Raw genomic sequence first — 16,775 nt, 5'->3', positions numbered from 1 at the left:
CCTGCGCAATTCATGTCAAGGCATGTACCGAACGCCGAACTTCCCTTTTCTGGAACGGTACACTTCGACTTCCCTCGGCATTTCGACGCCGAACAGCCAGCCGTCGCTTTCGATGCGGCGCACGAGGCAGCCCGCTTGGAATTTGCTGTCGTACAGCCGCGACCAGTACACCCAATTCATGCCCGATCCGTCCCTCCGGATTGTGGTCGTTATGGGTATAGGATGCTCGTTTTAAACCCGGATTAACCCCTTGGCACGCTTACTCCGCCACCGCTTCCCCGGCAGCCGCCCGCAGGATGTTTTTCATGCCCGATTGCGCGGCATCCCTGTATTCCTGCAGCTCGGCGGACAGATCGCCCTTCGGATTTTGCTTGATCTTCTGCAGCAGCTCGTTGCCTTTGCGATCCCATTCGGCCAGCGCCTCGTCGATGGTCTTCTTGCCGTCCGCCGCCTCTTGAAACAAATAGCCGCCGAGCTCCGAGACCAGATTCAGGTTCGGCCGCTCCAGATACAGCTGTTGATCGGCTTCGTTCAGATCGCCGCTGTACGCCTTCACGTTCGTGAATGCTTCGATGTGATAGTTCGCTCCATCCTTGGGCTTGATGAACTTCTGGCGGACGCTGAGCTCGCCCTGGCTCCTCGCCTTGAACTTCGCCACGTCTTCGCTGTTCAGATGTTTGATGAACGCCCATGCGTCGTCCGGATTCGCGCTTTTCGCGTTGATCGACGCGAGATTGGACAGGTACAACCCGCTCACGTCTCCGCCCTCGACCTGCGGTGCCGTGACGACGTCCCAATCGAGGGCCTTGGCGTCTTTCATTTTGCTCACGTTGTTGTTGTAGTTGATCAGATCGTTGACCATATAATAGCTGCCTACCGTCATTGCGATTTTCCCGCCGATAAAGCCGTTGCCTTGATAAAGATTGTAGGCGAAGCTTCCGTCGCCAGACGCCATCGAGGCAGTTGGCTGCATGTCCTCCTGACGCGGAATGACCTTGTCTTTGTAAAGCTGAATCGGCTTGGACCACGCGTCCGCCCACGCCTTCGTGTGCACGGTCATTTTCTCGCCGGCCGCATCGAAAATGCGCATCTTGGACGAGCCTCCGTACGCGTTTTGAGCGTCGTAGAAGCTCACCCCGCCGCCATAAGTGTTGAAGGAAAATCCGTATACGGCATCTTTATCCTTGCCGCTCTTCAGGGACTGCGCGAGCGCGAACACCTCGTTCCAGGTCATGCCGTCGGTAGGCGGCGCGATCTTGGCATCGGCAAACAACTTTTTTATTATAAAACAATGCGGTGCTTGAAAAGGTAGGCGAGAGCCCGTAAATTTGTCCGTCGCCCTGCGCTTTGAGCGTATCGATGACGGCCGGCAAAAAATCGTCGAGATTCACCTTGTCCCGCTTGATGTAGTCGTCGAGCGGCTTGAGCAGATTTTCCGACGACAGCTTCTTCATCGAGACGATATCGGTCATGACGACGTCCGGCGGATTGTCGCCCTCCATCAGCTCTTTCAATTTCGCGTGCGGGTCGACGTTCTGATTTTTGCGCTCTTCGTCCGTCGCGAACCGCATATCGTTATAGTCGATTCCGTATACGAACTCGACGTCGATGTTCCCGTGGTCTACCTCGAACATGTCGGTCATCTGCTGACGGACATACGACTCGTTATCCTTGCTCCCGTACACCATGCCGATCCTAAGCGTTCTGCGCTCTTTGTCGCTGCGCTCCGGGCCATCCGTGCAAGCGCCGAGCACTGGTACGGCTACAAGCAGCGATGCCATCGCAAAGCTCCAGCTTTTGTTGAATTTCTTCATCCTGAAGAAGTCCCCTTTCAGCTTCCTTAATCGGAAATATATTCCGTACAACGGTAAAAAAGAGCGCGATCAGCCCATCGGTGACTGATCGCGCAATGTGAGTCGTTCATGGTGAAAAGCGAAGTCGCAACTTCATCCGAATATTTATTGTTTATAAGTTCGTTAAGATCAGTCAAGCGGTCTTACTACGCCGCCGCCCCCGTAAACGTCCCCGCCGATGCCCGGATCGAACTGTCCTTTCGGATTCAGCTTGATCTTCTGCAGCATGTCGTTTCCTTTTTCTTCGTATTCCTTGAGCGCTTCCTTGACGGAGAGCTTGCCGCTCATCACCTGCTGGAATTCGGAGCTGCCGAGCTGGTTGATAAAGTTCAGGTTCGGACGCTCCTGCATCAGCTTGGCGTCTGCCAGGGACTGTTGAGGCGCCGGCTTCAACTGCGTAAAGGCGTTGATGTTGTAGCTCATGCCGTCGCGCGGCTTGATGAACGACTTGCGTGCCGTCATTTCGTAGCTGCTGCGGGACTTCAGCTTCGCCCAGTCTTCGCCGTTCATGAACTTGACGAACTCCCATGCGTCGTCCGGATTGGCCGCCTTCGCATTGATGCTCGTCAACGCGCTCAGCGTGATGTTCGTGCCGATGCCGGGCGCTTCGTTGACGAACTGAGGCACCGTCACGACGTCCCAATCGAGCTTCGTCATCTTGAGCTTTTCATAGTTTTTGTTGTACGTCTCAAGATCGTTCAGCATGTAATACTGTCCGAGCACCATCGCCAGCTTGCCGGAGAAAAAGAGCTGGTTCTGGTACGGGTTATATATTTGGCCGCCGTCGCCGCCCCCCGACGACGTCTTTGCTTTGCGCCTCGTAAATCTTTTGCATGTCTTCCTGCGTCGGCACGACGTGCTTCTTGTATAGATCGGCGATCGTCGTCCATACCTTTTCCCATTGCGGCGTATTGACGAGCATCTTTTCGCCTTTCTCGTCGTAAACGCGCAGGCCCAGCGGCGCCGCATACTGCGTCATGTCGGAGAAGCCGTCGCTCCCTCCCCATTGGTTGAAGGAGAAGCCGAACGTCGCGTCCTTGCCGCCCTTGCCGTCGCCGAACCGCTTGGCCAGGTTGATCACTTCGTCCCAGCTCATGCCGTCGCGCGGCAATTCGATGTTGTTTTTCTGGAACAGCGTCTTGTTGTAGAACAGCGCGGAAGGCACGAACGTCGGCGTCAGGGCGAACAACTGGTTGTCGCCGACCTCCTTGATGCCGTCGATGACGGAAGGCACGTAGTCGCTCAGATCGATTTTGTCTTCCTTGATGAGCGGATCGAGCGGCTTCAGCATGTTCTCCTGAACGAGCTGGCTCAGCATCGACGTGGAATCGACGATCATGATGTCGACCGGGTTGGCGCCCGTCATAATTTCCTTGACCTTGGCGAGCTGGTCGACGTTCTGCTGCTTGTCTGGCGTTTCGAACTGCTGCTCCGACCAGTCGATCGCGGGAACGAGCTCGATATCGATGTTTTTATGCGTGTATTCGAACAGGTCGGTGTACTGCTGGCGATAATACGATTCGTCCTGCGAGCTGCCGTACATCATGCCGATGCGCAGCGTGCGGCGATTGTTCGGATCGTCCTCGCTCTTGTCGTTGCACGCCGCGAGCAGCGGAACGAGCAGGCTCAGCGTCAGGCCGCCGGCCACGACGCGTCTTACGGTTCTCTTTCTTTGGTCCATCATGCGGATTCCCCCTCGTTTGATTTGGGTGCGCGGATGACGATTTTGTCTCCGTCGAACTCCATCGTTGCCTTGTCGCCGATCTCGAGCTGCTTCAAATATTCCTTGGGCACCTGCAGCCGTCCGACGCGGTCCACGACGACGAACGCTTCGTGCACGTCGTCGTTCACCCCCACGCCGCTGAGCGGCGGCGCGCCGTCCAGGTTCGGATTGCGCTTGATAAACTCGGTGCTCGTCAGTCCGTCGCGGATCGCGACGACGCGGTCGACCTTGCCGGCGAGCGACAGATCGTGCGTGACGATGACGATCGTCAGTCCAAGCTCGCGGTTGAACTTGCGGAAGATGTCCATGATGATGTCGGACGTCCGCGAGTCGACCGAACCCGTCGGCTCGTCGGCCAGCAGCATCTTCGGGCGGTTGGACAGCGAGATCGCGATCGCGACCCGCTGCTGCTCCCCCCCGGATAGCTGCGTCAGCTTGTTGTGCATCCGGTCCTTGAGGCCGACCCACTCCAGTAGCTGCTTGGCGTAAGCCCGATCCACCTTGCCGTTGAACATCATCGGCATCTCCACGTTCTCAAGCGCCGACAAATACGGCAGCAGATTGCGGGCGTTGTTCTGCCAGATGAAGCCGACGGTCTCGCGCTTGTACTTCACCAGGTCATGGTCCGATACCTTAAGCAGATCCCAGGGACCGACCCGTACCTGTCCCGCGGACGGCCGGTCCAGCCCGCCCAGGATGTTGAGCAGCGTCGACTTGCCGCTGCCGCTGTTGCCGATGATCGCCATCATCTCGCCGTCCTTGACGGACAGGTTGAGCCCCTGCAGGGCGACGACTTCCAGATCGTCGGTCTTGTAAATCTTGACGAGTCCTTCGCAATCGATCATGGATTAGCGCTCCTCTCCCAGCTTGACGGCCTGATGGACGCGCAAGCGGCGGATATGGGTGACCAGCATCAGAATGCCGATCAGCATCATGAAGCCGACGACGATATACAGGCGGTAAGTATCCGTCTGCTCGAAAATGACGCGGAACGGCGGCACCTGGCCGGCCGTATTGTCCGTCGTCTGCAGGAACGGCAGGAACAGCAGGCTCGCGAGCTTGCCGATGCCGATGCCAAGCCCGATCGACAGCCCGGCCGTGAATACCTGCTCGAGCAGCAGCATGCCGGTCAGTTGGCGCCTGGACAATCCCATCGCGCGCAGGATGCCGATCTGCACGATCCGTCCCGACAGGTTAAAGAACCAGTAAAGGATGTAACCGGACAGCGTGACGATGATCGTGACCATGAATCCGAGACTCAGGATGCCGAACACGCCGCCGCGGGCCGGATGCTTGCTCTGCGCGATCAGGTCGCTGCGGGCGTCGGAGATCGAAGCGATCTCCACGCCCTTCTTCTGCAGCGCAGGGATGAGCGGCGCCGTCTTGGCGTCGGGATCCATTTTGAGCCAGACGTCGTAAGGGATGAGCGGCATGTTGTCGTAAAGGTAATCGAGATTGGCGACCAGGAACGGAGATTCGTCCGGGTACTGCGCCGGCCAGTAGGGCAGCGACGCCGCGATGATGAACGGAATCTTCTGGTCCTGCAGAATCGCGTCGATCTGGTCGCCGGGCTTCAGATTGTACTTTTTAGCCAGGTTGCTGGAGACGAGCGCGTAGCCCGCGGATCTGCCCATGACGGTCAAGTACTTGTAGAAGCCCGCCGGGTACAGGTCTTTGCGGTACCAGGCCACTTGGGCGAAGTCGACGTTGTCGATGCCGACGATGGTCGCCTGGCCAGCGGTCCGGTCGGCGACCGTCAGGCTCGCCTTCGCCTGCAGCACCCGGGCCGCATGCACGACGCCCGGCAATTGCCGGAACGTCTCGAACGGCGGCTCGTTGTAGTTGATCTTGGTCGGCAGCGGGCGCGATTGTCCACCGCCACCGCCGCCGCCTGAACCGCCGCCGCCCGATCCGCCCCCAGAGCCGCCGCCGCTTCCTCCGCCCGATCCGCCGCCCGACGGCTGCGACACTTCGGCGTTGCCCTCCCAGGCTGCCGAGATGACGACGTCCGCGCCGTGCTGGTATAGGATGCGCTCTTCCGAATTCAGCCCGATCGTGCGGGCCGCGGACGCATTGTACACGCCGAGGCCGAGCGTCAGGATAAGCAGAATCATGAGCGGATAATACGACTTGGCCGAACGCGACAGCTGCGTCAGCGTCAGGTAGAGCGGCACGGGCAAAAACGAGCGGCCCAGCCAGCCGAACAGCGCCAGCAGCAACGGAAACAGCCGCAGGAACACGAGACCCGCCGCGAAGATGCTGACCGCCGGCACGAAGAACAGGAAAGGCTGTACGTTGAGCTGGTCGGTCGTCATGCCCGTCTTGAACGAGATCATCTGCCGCTCGTTGAAAAGGTACCAGCCGTACGCCGCCACGCCGACGAGCACGACGTCGAGGAACCAGCGCTGCCAGAAGGGCCTGCGGTCGCCGCGCGCCATTTTGCGCTTGTAATCGACGATCGACGTGCGCGTGAATACGAGCGCCGGGATGACGGCCGCGCCGATCGCGACAATGACGGCCGCCGCGCCGGCCAGCACGCTATCCGACGAGAAGCCGACCGGGATCGACTTGCGGTTGACGAATTCGAGGAAGCCGCTCGCCGAGCCGATGCTCTTCGCCATGTACCAGCCGATGAACGGCCCTGTGACTAGCGCGACGACGCCGAGCAGGATGCCCTCGAGCAGGAAGAGCAGGAAAATCTGCCGCGTCCCCGCCCCCCGGCTTCGCAGCACCGCGATGTCGGAGCGCTGCTTTTCGAGCGACTGCTGCGCGTTCATCGTGATAAAGTAGAACACCATCGCGATCATCGGCGCCGCAAGCGTGAACAGCATCGTCTGCAGCTGCACGCTTTGCTTGCGGAACTCGCTCAACATCTCCGCGAAGGAGATGACGACCTGCGTATCCTTAAGCAGCTGATTTGCTTCGATGTCCGCCCGCGAGAGCGTATGCGCGAGCGGCGTGAGCTGGCTGGTCTGGATGTTCCGCAGGTCGTAGGCGGAGTACCAGGCCGCGATCTGCAGCGGAATTTTCTGCTTCGCCACGAGATCCTCGAGCATGGCCGGCTCCGCGATGAACAGCGTGCCGAGCAGCGTATCGAGGCCCTGGTACCAGTACGAGGCCGAGTCCGCCTTCGGCTTGAAGCTGCCGACGATCTCGACGCGCAGCGTCAGATTCAACCCGCCGTAGATCGGGTACAGGAGCACGTCGCCGACATGCAGATCGAGGCGAAGCATCGCCTCCTCCATCATGACCGCCTGAAGCGTGCCGTCCGAACCCGCGCGGTCCGCGAACCACTTGCCGCCGGCCATCTCGACCTGACCCTTCAGACCGCCGAAGGACGAGATCGTCATCTTGCGCGTGCGGCTCGCGTCGACCTTGCCCGGATCCTCGGGCTGCACCTCCGCCGAACGGATCGACAGGCTCCGCTGATCGGCTTCTTTGGGGAAGCCTACGCGCGCGGGCACTTCTTCATTAATATAGCGGTCAACCGCGGCGAAGCTCGCCGGATCGGTCTTGCCGTCGCTCGACTGATAGCGGAAGAGCAGCGAGCCTGCCGGCAGCCCCTGGCTGTTCTCCTTCAGCGAGTTCGCGACGACCCGCTTGAGCGCGCCGTCCGCGTACATCGGGATACTCGTCGTGAAGGCGACGGCCACGAGCAGACCCGCCAGCGTGCTGAGCGTGAGCCAGCGGGTGTTCCACATTTTGCGGAATAAGAACCGGATGAGCGCCATAGCTTAGGAGCCTACGACTTTCTGTCCCGGCGTCAGACCTGACAGCACTTCGATATCGGTCGCCGTCTGCTGGCCGACCTCGATGTCGACTTCGCGCTTGCTGCCGTCCGCTTCGGCGACCTGCACGTACGTCCGCGCGCCGGCCGTGCGAAGCGTCGAACGCGGGATGACGACCGCATTCACCTTGCGGTCGACGACGATGGAAAAGCTGAGCGGCGTGCCGCGTGCCGCCCCCGCCGGCAGCTTCGCCACCGAGATTAGCAGGTAGTCGCTGAGATTCGTGACCTTCGGTCCCTGCCCGCCGCCTCCGTTCCCATTGTCTGCTTTGGGTACGGGCAGCGACTTGATCTTGCCCTTGACGGTGCCGGCGCTGTTGATATCGACGGTCGCCTCCATGCCGACCGCGACCTGCTGAAGATCGTCGGAAGCCATCTCGCCCGCGACGATCAGGCTGCTAGGGTCGGCAAGGACGCATAGCGGATCGTATACTTTGATCGCCGCGCCCTCCTGGACGCTGACCGATACGACCGTACCGGAGAAGGGCGCCGTCAGCACCGCGCTTGCGATGTCGGCCTCCAGGTCGCTGATTTTCTGCCGCGCCTCTTCGAACGCGATCTGCTTCTGCTCGAAGTCGATCGGGTCCATCTCGTCCTTGTCCCGCAGCGTCTGCTTCATTTGAAGCTCCTGCTGCCGGAACTGGAGACGCTGGTCGCGCAGCTGCTTTTTCATGTCCTCGACGTCGAGCTCCGCAACGGTCTGGCCGGCCTTTACGACGTCGCCGGGCTGTATGTACAACTTTTTAAGACGCATGCCCTCCATCGCCTTGGCGGAGTAGTACAGCGTCTTCTCCTGCGTGGACAAAATTTTGCCCGAACCGGACACCGTCGTCTCGAGCGTCTTGGTCGTCACCTCGTATTCGGGCTTCTTCGAAATCTCCGGCAGCTGGATCTGCGACAGATCCTCTTCTTCGGGTTCGTCCGGCAGCAGCGAGCAGCCGGCTACGGCCGTGGACAGGGCGACGGCTGCCAGAATGCCCGCGGCGCGGCGCATGCCGCTTTTCTTTTTTAGCCTGCGACGAAGACGCCGTCCACCATTTCATAGACATGGTCTGCAACCTCCATAATCGTGGTATCGTGCGTGGTCATGCAGATCGTGACATTTTCCGTGCGGACGATCTCCCGGAATACCGCCATGACCTGCGCCGCCATCTGCGAATCGAGCTCCGCGGTCGGCTCGTCGGCCAGCAGCAGGCTTGGCCGATGCGCGATCGCCTTGGCGATCGCGACGCGCTGCTGCTCGCCTCCTGACATCTCGAATGGCCGGTGGTGCATCCGCTTCCCCAGTCCTACGAGTTCAAGGCAGGCGGTCACCCGGGACTTCCATTCGCCGCGCGGCTTTTTTGGCCATTCGCATCGACAGTTCGACGTTCTCGTAGGCGGATAACAAGGGCATAAGGGCGTAGGCCTGGAAAATAAAGCCGATATCCTTGCGGCGGATCTCCGTCCGCTTGTCGTCGTTCCATTGGTGAAACGGCTTGCCTTGAAAAAAAATCTCTCCCTCTGTCGGCCTGTCGAGGCCCCCCCATTAAATTCATCAGCGTCGTCTTCCCGGAACCGGATCGGCCCTTCAGCATGATCAGCTGGTTCGGCTCGAGGGTCAGATTAATGCCCTTCAGCACGCGCAGCTTCTGTCCGCCGACGTCGAAGGATCGCTCCACGCCCCTGACGCTAAGCAGCGGCTGCCGCTCGGGAACATCCATTGCCTTTCCTCCCTCGGTCTGCCATATTACAGTTCAACATTATAACGAGACGTTTCGAGAAAAAGTTACGTCTTTAGATTAAATTTATGAGAAATCTGAAAAAATGCTGAAAGTTTTGGCATTCGGGCGCATCTCCCTTCGCCGCGCCGTTTTTTTTGACCAAAGTCTTTATAAGGAAGGGTATAATTGTGTATCATGAATAAATAACCTCGCAGCATAGAAAGGTCGGGTCGCCGTGGACAAAACAGCCGATAATAAAACTTCATCCTCCAACTTCATTAAGAACATCGTCATCGACGATCTGGCAGCGGGCCGCGTCAAAGAAATCGTCACCCGGTTCCCGCCGGAGCCGAACGGCTACCTGCACATCGGCCACGCGAAGTCGATCTGCCTGAACTTCGAGCTCGCCGACGAATTCAAGGGCCGCACGAACCTTCGTTTCGACGACACGAATCCGGTCAAGGAAGACGTCGAATACGTCGAATCGATCAAACAGGACGTCAAATGGCTCGGCTTCGAGTGGGACGGGCTGTTCTTCGCGTCGGACTACTTCGGCGAGATGTACGAGCGCGCGCTGCTGCTCATCCGCAAGGGACTCGCTTACGTGGACGACCAATCCGCCGACGAGATTCGCGAATCCCGCGGCACGCTGACCGAACCAGGCAAGCCCAGTCCGTACCGGGACCGCACGCCGGACGAGAACCTCGCGCTGTTCGCGCGCATGAAGAACGGCGAGTTCGCGAACGGGGAAAAGGTGCTCCGGGCCAAGATCGACATGGCCTCGCCGAACGTCAACATGCGCGATCCGGTCATCTACCGGATCGTGCACGCGCACCATCACAATACCGGCGACGCCTGGTGCATCTATCCGATGTACGCCTTCGCCCATCCGCTCGAGGATGCCATCGAGGGCGTCACCCACTCGATCTGCACGCTCGAGTTCGAGGACCAGCGGCCGTTCTACGACTGGGTCGTCGCCGAGTGCGAGATGCCGAGCGTGCCGCGCCAGTACGAGTTCAACCGCCTGAACCTGACCAACACGGTCATGAGCAAGCGCAAGCTCAAGCAGCTCGTCGACGAGCAGGTCGTGGACGGCTGGGACGATCCCCGCATGCCGACGATCTCGGGGCTGCGCCGCAAGGGTTATACGCCCGAGGCGATCCGCGCCTTCTGCCGCGAGATCGGCGTCGCCAAGAGCTACGGCGTCGTGGACGAGCGCATGCTCGAGCATTTCATCCGCGAGGACCTGAAGCTGAAGGCGCTGCGCACGATGGCCGTCCTGCGGCCGCTCAAGGTCGTCATCACGAACTATCCGGAAGGCCAAACCGAGTGGCTGGATGCCGAGAACAATTCGGAAAACGAAGAAATGGGCAGCCGCAGCATTCCTTTTTCCCGCGAGATCTATATCGAGCAGGACGACTTCATGGAGGTGCCGCCGCCCAAGTACTTCCGCTTGTTCCCCGGCAACGAGGTGCGCCTCAAGCACGCATACTTCATTAAATGCGAGGAAGTCGTAAAAAACGAGGCGGGCGAAGTCGTCGAGCTTCGCTGCACGTACGATCCGGAGACGAAGAGCGGCTCCGGCTTCACCGGCCGCAAGGTCAAGGGCACGATCCACTGGATCGAGGCGACCCACGCCGTTCCCGCCGACTTTCGCCTCTACGAGCCGCTTATTATGGACGAATCCGACGAGGACGACGCGGAGGACAAGTCGTTCCTCGAGCGCATCAATCCGAATTCCCTCGAGACGTTGTCCGGGTTCGTCGAGCCCGGCATGAAGGCGGCCGCCGCGCAGGAGAAATTCCAGTTTTTCCGCCACGGCTACTTCAACGTCGATCCGAAGGACAGCGCGCCCGGACGGCCGGCGTTCAACCGGATCGTGTCGCTCAAGAGCTCCTTCGACGCCGCCAAAGCCTGATCCGAATCGCAGCTCGGACGAACCCATATTCCGATCCAGCCCCTTCGCCGCAACCGCGGCGGGGGCTTTTTCACTCAGCCGGCCCAACATCAAAAGGAGGTTCATTATGTCCCGCAACAAAGTCGTCCGTTCGCCGCTGTCTTTCCCGCTTCAATCGCTGCGCGCCGTAGCCATATCCGCCGCCGCGATCGCGCTTCTGGCCGGCTGCGGCGGCCCTTCGGGCTCCGCTTCCCAGACCGATCCGGCGAGTCCGTCGGTCTCCGCGCCGGCGACGACGCCCGGCGCGTCCCCGTCCGTCTCGCCCTCCGCCTCGAATTCGGCCGAGCCTTCGCCCGGCGCATCCGCGTCCCCTTCTCCTTCCGCGTCGGCTTCGCCTGCCGCCAAGCCGACGGAAGGCTCCGCTTCTTCCGATCCGATCAAGGATCGGATCGCAAAAATGAGCCTAGAAGAGAAGATTGGACAGATGATTCTGGCCGGCTTCGAAGGCGCCGCGGCGCCGGATGCCTCGACGCTTCGCATGATTCGCGAGGACCGCATCGGCGGCGTCATCCTGTACAAGGACAATATCGCGGACGTCGCGAAAACGGTGAAGCTCATCAACGCGATCAAAGCCGCGAATGCCAAAGCCGGCAACGCGCCTCTCTTCGTGAGCGTCGACCAGGAGGGCGGCAAGGTCAGCCGCCTGCCGTCCAGCTATAAAAAAATACCGGATGCGGCCGTCGTCGGAAAAACGGGCGACGAAAAGCTGGCGACGCGCATGGGCGAGCTGCTGGCGCGCGAAGTCCGCTCGGCCGGCTTCAACGTCGACTTCGCGCCGGTGCTCGACATCAATAGCAATCCCGACAATCCCGTGATCGGCACCCGCTCGTTCGGAACGACTGCCGGCCTGGCGACGCGCATGGGGCTGGCGGCCATGCGGGGGCTGCGCGAGGAAGGCGTCGTTTCCGTCGTCAAGCACTTTCCCGGCCACGGCGATACGGCGGTCGATTCGCATCTCGACCTGCCGGTGCTGAACAAGACGGCCGAGCAGCTTGCGAAGCTGGAATGGGTACCGTTCCAGGCGGCGATCGGACAGCATGCGGACGCCGTCATGGTCGCGCATATTTTGTTCCCGAAGATCGATCCGGAAGCGCCCGCTTCGTTTTCCAAAGTCATCATCGGCGATCAACTGCGCGGCAAGCTCGGCTTCAAGGGCGTCGTCATCACCGACGATATGACGATGGGCGCGATCGCGAAGCACTACGATCTGGCGGACGCCGCCGTCAAGAGCGTGTCGGCCGGCAGCGATATCCTGCTGGTCGCCCATGGGTACGACGTCGAACGCAAAGTGTACAAGGCGCTGCTGAACGCGGTTCATGGGGGCAAGTTGACGGAAGCTCGCATTGACGAGAGCGTGACGCGAATATTGACGCTGAAGGCGCGCTACAAGCTTAGCGACGCTGCGACCGCCGTGCCGGAGCTGCAATCGCTCAACGCGGACATCGGAGCTTGGCTGAACGACGTGACGAATGCGAACCGTTAGCGGACGACGCCCTCAGAAGGCAAAGCGTTCAAACGATTCGATAAAGGAGGCTCCCGCCGCATGTACCGCATCATGATCGTCGAGGACGACGAGAAAATCGGCGCGCTGCTGCAGGATTACATCGGAAGGTACGGATTTGAGACGCATGTCGCGAGCCGCTTCCGCGACCTCGCCGCCGAATTCGAGGACGTGCGGCCCCACCTGCTGCTGCTCGACATCAACTTGCCGTACTTCGACGGCTACTACTGGTGCAGGCAGATCCGGCTGCGATCGAATGTGCCGATTATTTTCCTGTCCGCGCGGTCGGGCGAGATGGACCAGGTGATGGCGATCGAAAACGGGGGCGACGACTACGTCGCGAAGCCGATCCCGCTCGACCTGCTCATGGCCAAGATCAAAAGCGCGCTGCGGCGCGCCTACGGCGAATACGCCGGCGGTCAGGCGCAGCCCGGCACCGATACGGTCGCCGCCGGCAGCCTCGCGCTCGACATCGGCCGCAGCGAGCTGTCGTGGCGGGGCACGCGCGTGCCGCTGTCTAAGAACGAGCGTCAGCTCGCGCACGCCTTGCTCCGCCAGGCCGGACGCATCGTCTCCCGCGAGGAGCTGCTCGAGGCGCTGTGGGACGACGTCCAGTTCGTCGACGACAATACGCTTACGGTTAACGTCACCAGGCTGCGCCGCAAACTCGAGGAGCTGGGACTTAAAGAGGCGATCGACACCGTCCGCGGCCAGGGCTACCGTCTGCAGGCGGACCCGGCCGAAGACGGCGGATCGGCGGTCGCCCATGAGTGAGCGCGGCGCGGACGGCAAGGTCCCGTATACGTTAAAGGATTATTCAGTCGACCGAATCCCCCCATGTCGCCGCGCTCGCCGTCGCGGTTCTGCTCGCGCTGTCCTTTGTCCAGCTTCTGCTATGGAATGTCGGCCTGCCGCTATCTTGGGCGGACGACGCCTATATCGCGCTGCTCGTCGCGCTCGTCGTGGCCGCATGGCTGACCGCGGGCTGGCTGCGGCGCAAGTCGTTCGCGCGCGAGCTGGACGAAGCCTGGCGGCAAGCGGCGGCCGGCGACGCTGCCGCCTCGCTCGCGCTCGCCTCGCCCGCGACGCGCGAGCAGCGGGCGCTGGTTGCCCTGTTGGAACGGCTGTACGCGGTCCACGCGAACGAGCTGAGCGAACTTCGAAGGCAGCAGGAGTTCCACCGTCATTTTACGGCGCGCTGGGTCCATCAGATGAAGACGCCGCTGTCGGTCATCGAGCTGCTCATGCAGCGGCATCCCGATCAAGGCGCAGCCGCGGGAACGCGCGATATCGAACGCAGCGTCCTGGAGGAGACCGACCGCCTGCGGCATGGTCTTGATATGATGCTCCACACGTCCAGGCTGGACAAATTCGAGCTGGACGCGTCGTTTCGCGCCGCGTCCCTTGCCGAGATCGCGCGCGCGGTGCTGGTCGAACACAAGCGGCCTTTTATCCGGCGTTCGATCTTCCCCTCGCTCGAGGGCGACGCCGTCGTGGAGACGGATGCCAAGTGGCTTTCCTTTATCCTCGGCCAGCTCGTATCCAACGCGATCAAATATGCCAAAAAGGACGAAAGCCCGCAGCGTCTCCTGATCCGGATCGAAGAAAGGCAGGACGGGTCGGCGCTGCTTCGCATGACCGACGAGGGCATCGGCATCGCAGAAGAGGACCTGCCCCGGCTGTTCGAACCTTTTTTCACCGGAAGCAACGGCAGGCTGACCGGCGAATCGACGGGCATGGGACTCTACCTTGCCAGGCAAGCCTGCGCGCGGCTCGGCGTCGGCCTGCGCATCGACTCCGCGCAGGGCGAGGGCACGACCGTCACGCTTGAATTTCGTCCGTCCGGCATCCACCGCCTGTCCGGGGATAACGTCCAAACGTGACAATTTTGTAAGGTTGAAGCGCCGGAAATGAAAGCAAAATCGATGGGCCGGCCCTCCCGACGCCGCTATACTTGAAGCATAAAGACAACAGGCAGGAGGGTTCACCCGCATGCAAGTGCTTAAAACGCAAGGCTTGTCCAAAGTATACGGCGCCAAGGGCGGCGTCGCCTATCACGCGCTCGATCAGATCGACCTATCCGTCGACAAAGGGGAATTCGTCGGCATCATGGGCCCGTCGGGGAGCGGCAAAACGACGCTGCTCAATCTGCTCGCCACGATCGACAAGCCGACGTCCGGAACGCTCGAGATCGGCGGCACGAATCCCGTAAACTTGAGCGAGCGGGACATCGCCTTGTTCCGCCGGCGCGAGCTCGGCTTCGTCTTCCAGGATTTCAACCTGCTCGACACGCTGCCGATCAAGGAAAACATCATTCTTCCGCTCGTGCTCGAAGGCGCGAAGCCGGCGGTCATCGAGCAGAAGCTGCGGCCGATCGCCGAACTGCTCGGCATCCAAAACATTTTAAGCAAGCGGACCTACGAGGTCTCCGGCGGTCAGAAGCAGCGGGCCGCGATCGCCCGCGCGATCATCCACGAACCTTCGCTGCTGCTCGCGGACGAGCTGACGGGCAACCTCGATTCCAAGTCCGCCAAGGACGTCATGAGCGCGCTTCAGGACTTGAACGATCGCCTGTCCGCGACCGTGCTGCTCGTGACGCACGATCCGTTCTCCGCGAGCTACTGCAAGCGCGTGCTGTTCATCAAGGACGGCAAGCTGTTTTCGGAGATTCGCCGCGGCGTGAACCGGCAGGCGTTTTTCCAACAAATTTTGGATGCGCTCAGCGTGCTGGGAGGGAATTTCGATGACGTTCCGTTCGCTCGCGCTTAGCAACGTCCGCGGCAATTGGCGCGCATACAGCGCCTTTATTTTAAGCAGCGTGTTTTCCGTCCTCATCTTCTACCTCTACGCGGCGTTTCTGCTTCATCCCGACGTTCAAAGCGGCGAGATCAAGGGCGCGCTTCAAGTGAAGCAAGGCATGCTGGCCTGCGAATTTCTGATCATCGTCTTTTCGTTTTTCTTTGTCCTCTACTCGAACTCGGCGTTCATGAAGACGCGCAAAAAGGAATTCGGGCTGTTCACGCTATTCGGCATGACACGCGGCCAAATCCGCAAAATGGTGCTGTACGAGAGCGCGTCCATCGCAGCGGTGTCCATCGCGGCCGGCATTGGACTTGGCATGCTGTTCAGCAAGCTGTTTTTCCTGGCGCTCGGCGCGCTGCTCGGCTCGGGCGAGACGATTCGCTTTGCAGTGCCTCCCGCGGCCTTATGGATGACGGCGGCCGGCTTTTTCGCCTTATTCATGATCATTACGCTGCTGACGCTCTTTCGGGTCGGCCGCTCCGAGATCGTCGAGCTGCTGCGCGAAGCGCGCAAGCCGAAGCCGGAGCCCAAGTTATCCGTTTGGGCTGCCGTTCTTGGTTTTCTGACGCTTGGAGGCGGCTATGCGCTCGCGATGACGATGACCTCCCGCACCTTTCTGGTTCTGTCGCTGCCCGTCATCGGACTCACCGTCGTCGGCACCTATTTTTTGTATGCCCAAGGCAGCGTCGCGATCCTTCGCCTGCTTATGCGGCGCAAACGGTTTTACTACGATCGGACGAAGATGCTGACCGTCTCCCAGCTCGTCTACAAAATGAAAGACAATGCGCGGCTCCTGTTCGTCATCACGGTCATGAGCGCGGTCGTGCTGTCGGCCTCGGGCACCGTCTACGTCCTGCAGCAACTTCAAAAATCGCAAATTCTCGATCATGCGCCATTCGCGATCGGCTTCATCGAACGCGGCGAAGGCGCCCATCAAGTCATCGACCCCGCGGAGGTGGTTCGGATCGTACGCGAGGAAGGTTTGCATATCACCCGGCAGCAAGAGCTGTCAGGCCTGCTCGGCGAGCATCTCGCCAAGGAAGGCTCGACGGCCCGAAAAGACGAGTTCGACGCGATGATCGTGTCCGAGAGCGACTACAACCGCGAAGCCAAGGTGCTTGGCCGCAAGACGGCAGCTCTCGCAGGCGACGAGGCCGTGCTGATCCTGCCCTATCAAGAAATGGAGAGCTATCGCCCCATCCAGAACGGCGCGATTCGCCTTTCGATAGGCAACGAAAGACTCAAGCTGCAATTGACCGATCAATTGGCTGGCGCAGTGACAAGTCCCGTCTTGTTCGCGACCTACCTGCTCGTCGTAGACGACGCACGCTATGCACAGTTGAACGCCTCTGCCGCTCCCCCGGAGTCGGCTCGTCAGCTACGGCTACGACTGGTCCGACTGGGAGCATAGCGAGGACACGGTAGCCAAGATCGACAAAGCCATAGATC

At 60.6% G+C, this 16,775-nt stretch carries 15 protein-coding genes and 1 pseudogene; 6 read left to right on the top strand and 10 right to left on the bottom strand.

Annotation, left to right across the window (positions count from 1 at the left end; genetic code table 11):
• Positions 1-15 precede the first annotated feature (15 nt).
• The 9 genes and pseudogenes from OMP40_RS24985 to OMP40_RS40390 all read right to left on the bottom strand — a co-directional run bounded on the left by OMP40_RS24985 (position 16) and on the right by OMP40_RS40390 (position 9,066).
• Positions 16-180, bottom strand: coding sequence for a hypothetical protein (locus tag OMP40_RS24985; protein WP_277535457.1), 165 nt, complete (start codon positions 178-180; stop codon positions 16-18).
• 79 nt (positions 181-259) lie between these two features.
• Entirely contained in the window at positions 260-1,234 is a 975-nt protein-coding gene (locus OMP40_RS24980) for an extracellular solute-binding protein (RefSeq protein WP_338131233.1), read from the bottom strand.
• Positions 1,179-1,814, bottom strand: coding sequence for an ABC transporter substrate-binding protein (locus tag OMP40_RS24975; RefSeq protein ID WP_277535455.1), 636 nt, complete (start codon positions 1,812-1,814; stop codon positions 1,179-1,181). The genes OMP40_RS24980 and OMP40_RS24975 overlap by 56 nt, the downstream gene beginning before the upstream one ends.
• A gap of 168 nt (positions 1,815-1,982) precedes the next feature.
• Positions 1,983-2,579: a type 2 periplasmic-binding domain-containing protein gene (locus OMP40_RS24970; RefSeq protein ID WP_277535453.1), complete on the bottom strand. Its 597-nt coding sequence runs from the start codon at positions 2,577-2,579 to the stop codon at positions 1,983-1,985.
• A 40-nt stretch (positions 2,580-2,619) separates the two neighbouring features.
• Positions 2,620-3,537, bottom strand: a complete 918-nt coding sequence (locus OMP40_RS24965; RefSeq protein WP_277535451.1) for an ABC transporter substrate-binding protein — start codon at positions 3,535-3,537, stop codon at positions 2,620-2,622.
• The gene (locus OMP40_RS24960; RefSeq protein ID WP_277535450.1) at positions 3,534-4,421 is read right to left on the bottom strand and encodes an ABC transporter ATP-binding protein; all 888 of its coding nucleotides are present in this window, start codon (positions 4,419-4,421) and stop codon (positions 3,534-3,536) included. The genes OMP40_RS24965 and OMP40_RS24960 overlap by 4 nt, the downstream gene beginning before the upstream one ends.
• Before the next feature lie 3 nt (positions 4,422-4,424).
• Entirely contained in the window at positions 4,425-7,307 is a 2,883-nt protein-coding gene (locus tag OMP40_RS24955) for an ABC transporter permease (protein ID WP_277535447.1), read from the bottom strand.
• A 3-nt stretch (positions 7,308-7,310) separates the two neighbouring features.
• Entirely contained in the window at positions 7,311-8,357 is a 1,047-nt protein-coding gene (locus OMP40_RS24950) for an efflux RND transporter periplasmic adaptor subunit (RefSeq protein WP_277535446.1), read from the bottom strand.
• A gap of 14 nt (positions 8,358-8,371) precedes the next feature.
• Positions 8,372-9,066 (bottom strand): annotated as a pseudogene (locus OMP40_RS40390) (ABC transporter ATP-binding protein).
• Positions 9,067-9,301: 235 nt separating this feature from the next.
• On the opposite strand from OMP40_RS40390, the gene OMP40_RS24935 reads away from it, so the two are divergent.
• Positions 9,302-10,984, top strand: coding sequence for a glutamine--tRNA ligase/YqeY domain fusion protein (locus OMP40_RS24935; RefSeq protein WP_277535443.1), 1,683 nt, complete (start codon positions 9,302-9,304; stop codon positions 10,982-10,984).
• A gap of 150 nt (positions 10,985-11,134) precedes the next feature.
• Here the strand turns inward: OMP40_RS24935 and OMP40_RS24930 are convergent, their stop codons facing one another.
• Positions 11,135-11,404: a hypothetical protein gene (locus OMP40_RS24930; protein WP_277535442.1), complete on the bottom strand. Its 270-nt coding sequence runs from the start codon at positions 11,402-11,404 to the stop codon at positions 11,135-11,137.
• A 16-nt stretch (positions 11,405-11,420) separates the two neighbouring features.
• Between OMP40_RS24930 and nagZ the strand changes: the two genes are divergently transcribed.
• The 5 genes from nagZ to OMP40_RS24905 all read left to right on the top strand — a co-directional run bounded on the left by nagZ (position 11,421) and on the right by OMP40_RS24905 (position 16,737).
• Entirely contained in the window at positions 11,421-12,506 is a 1,086-nt protein-coding gene (gene nagZ / locus OMP40_RS24925) for a beta-N-acetylhexosaminidase (RefSeq protein ID WP_277535441.1), read from the top strand.
• A 60-nt stretch (positions 12,507-12,566) separates the two neighbouring features.
• Complete coding sequence (locus OMP40_RS24920) at positions 12,567-13,298, top strand: response regulator transcription factor (RefSeq protein ID WP_277535439.1); 732 nt, start codon at positions 12,567-12,569, stop codon at positions 13,296-13,298.
• Between the two features lie 188 nt (positions 13,299-13,486).
• Positions 13,487-14,407 carry a sensor histidine kinase gene (locus tag OMP40_RS24915; RefSeq protein WP_277535437.1) on the top strand — a complete coding sequence of 307 codons (921 nt, stop codon included), beginning with the start codon at positions 13,487-13,489 and terminating at the stop codon, positions 14,405-14,407.
• A gap of 109 nt (positions 14,408-14,516) precedes the next feature.
• On the top strand, positions 14,517-15,293 hold the full coding sequence (locus OMP40_RS24910; protein WP_277535435.1) for an ABC transporter ATP-binding protein: 777 nt from the start codon (positions 14,517-14,519) through the stop codon (positions 15,291-15,293).
• On the top strand, positions 15,268-16,737 hold the full coding sequence (locus tag OMP40_RS24905) for an FtsX-like permease family protein (protein ID WP_277535433.1): 1,470 nt from the start codon (positions 15,268-15,270) through the stop codon (positions 16,735-16,737). The genes OMP40_RS24910 and OMP40_RS24905 overlap by 26 nt, the downstream gene beginning before the upstream one ends.
• The last annotated feature ends 38 nt before the right edge of the window (positions 16,738-16,775 follow it).

Source organism: Cohnella rhizosphaerae (genome assembly GCF_029525575.1).
GTDB lineage: Bacteria > Bacillota > Bacilli > Paenibacillales > Paenibacillaceae > Cohnella > Cohnella rhizosphaerae.
Note: the sequence above shows the minus strand (reverse complement) of the source record. Positions and strands in the feature narration are given on the sequence as shown.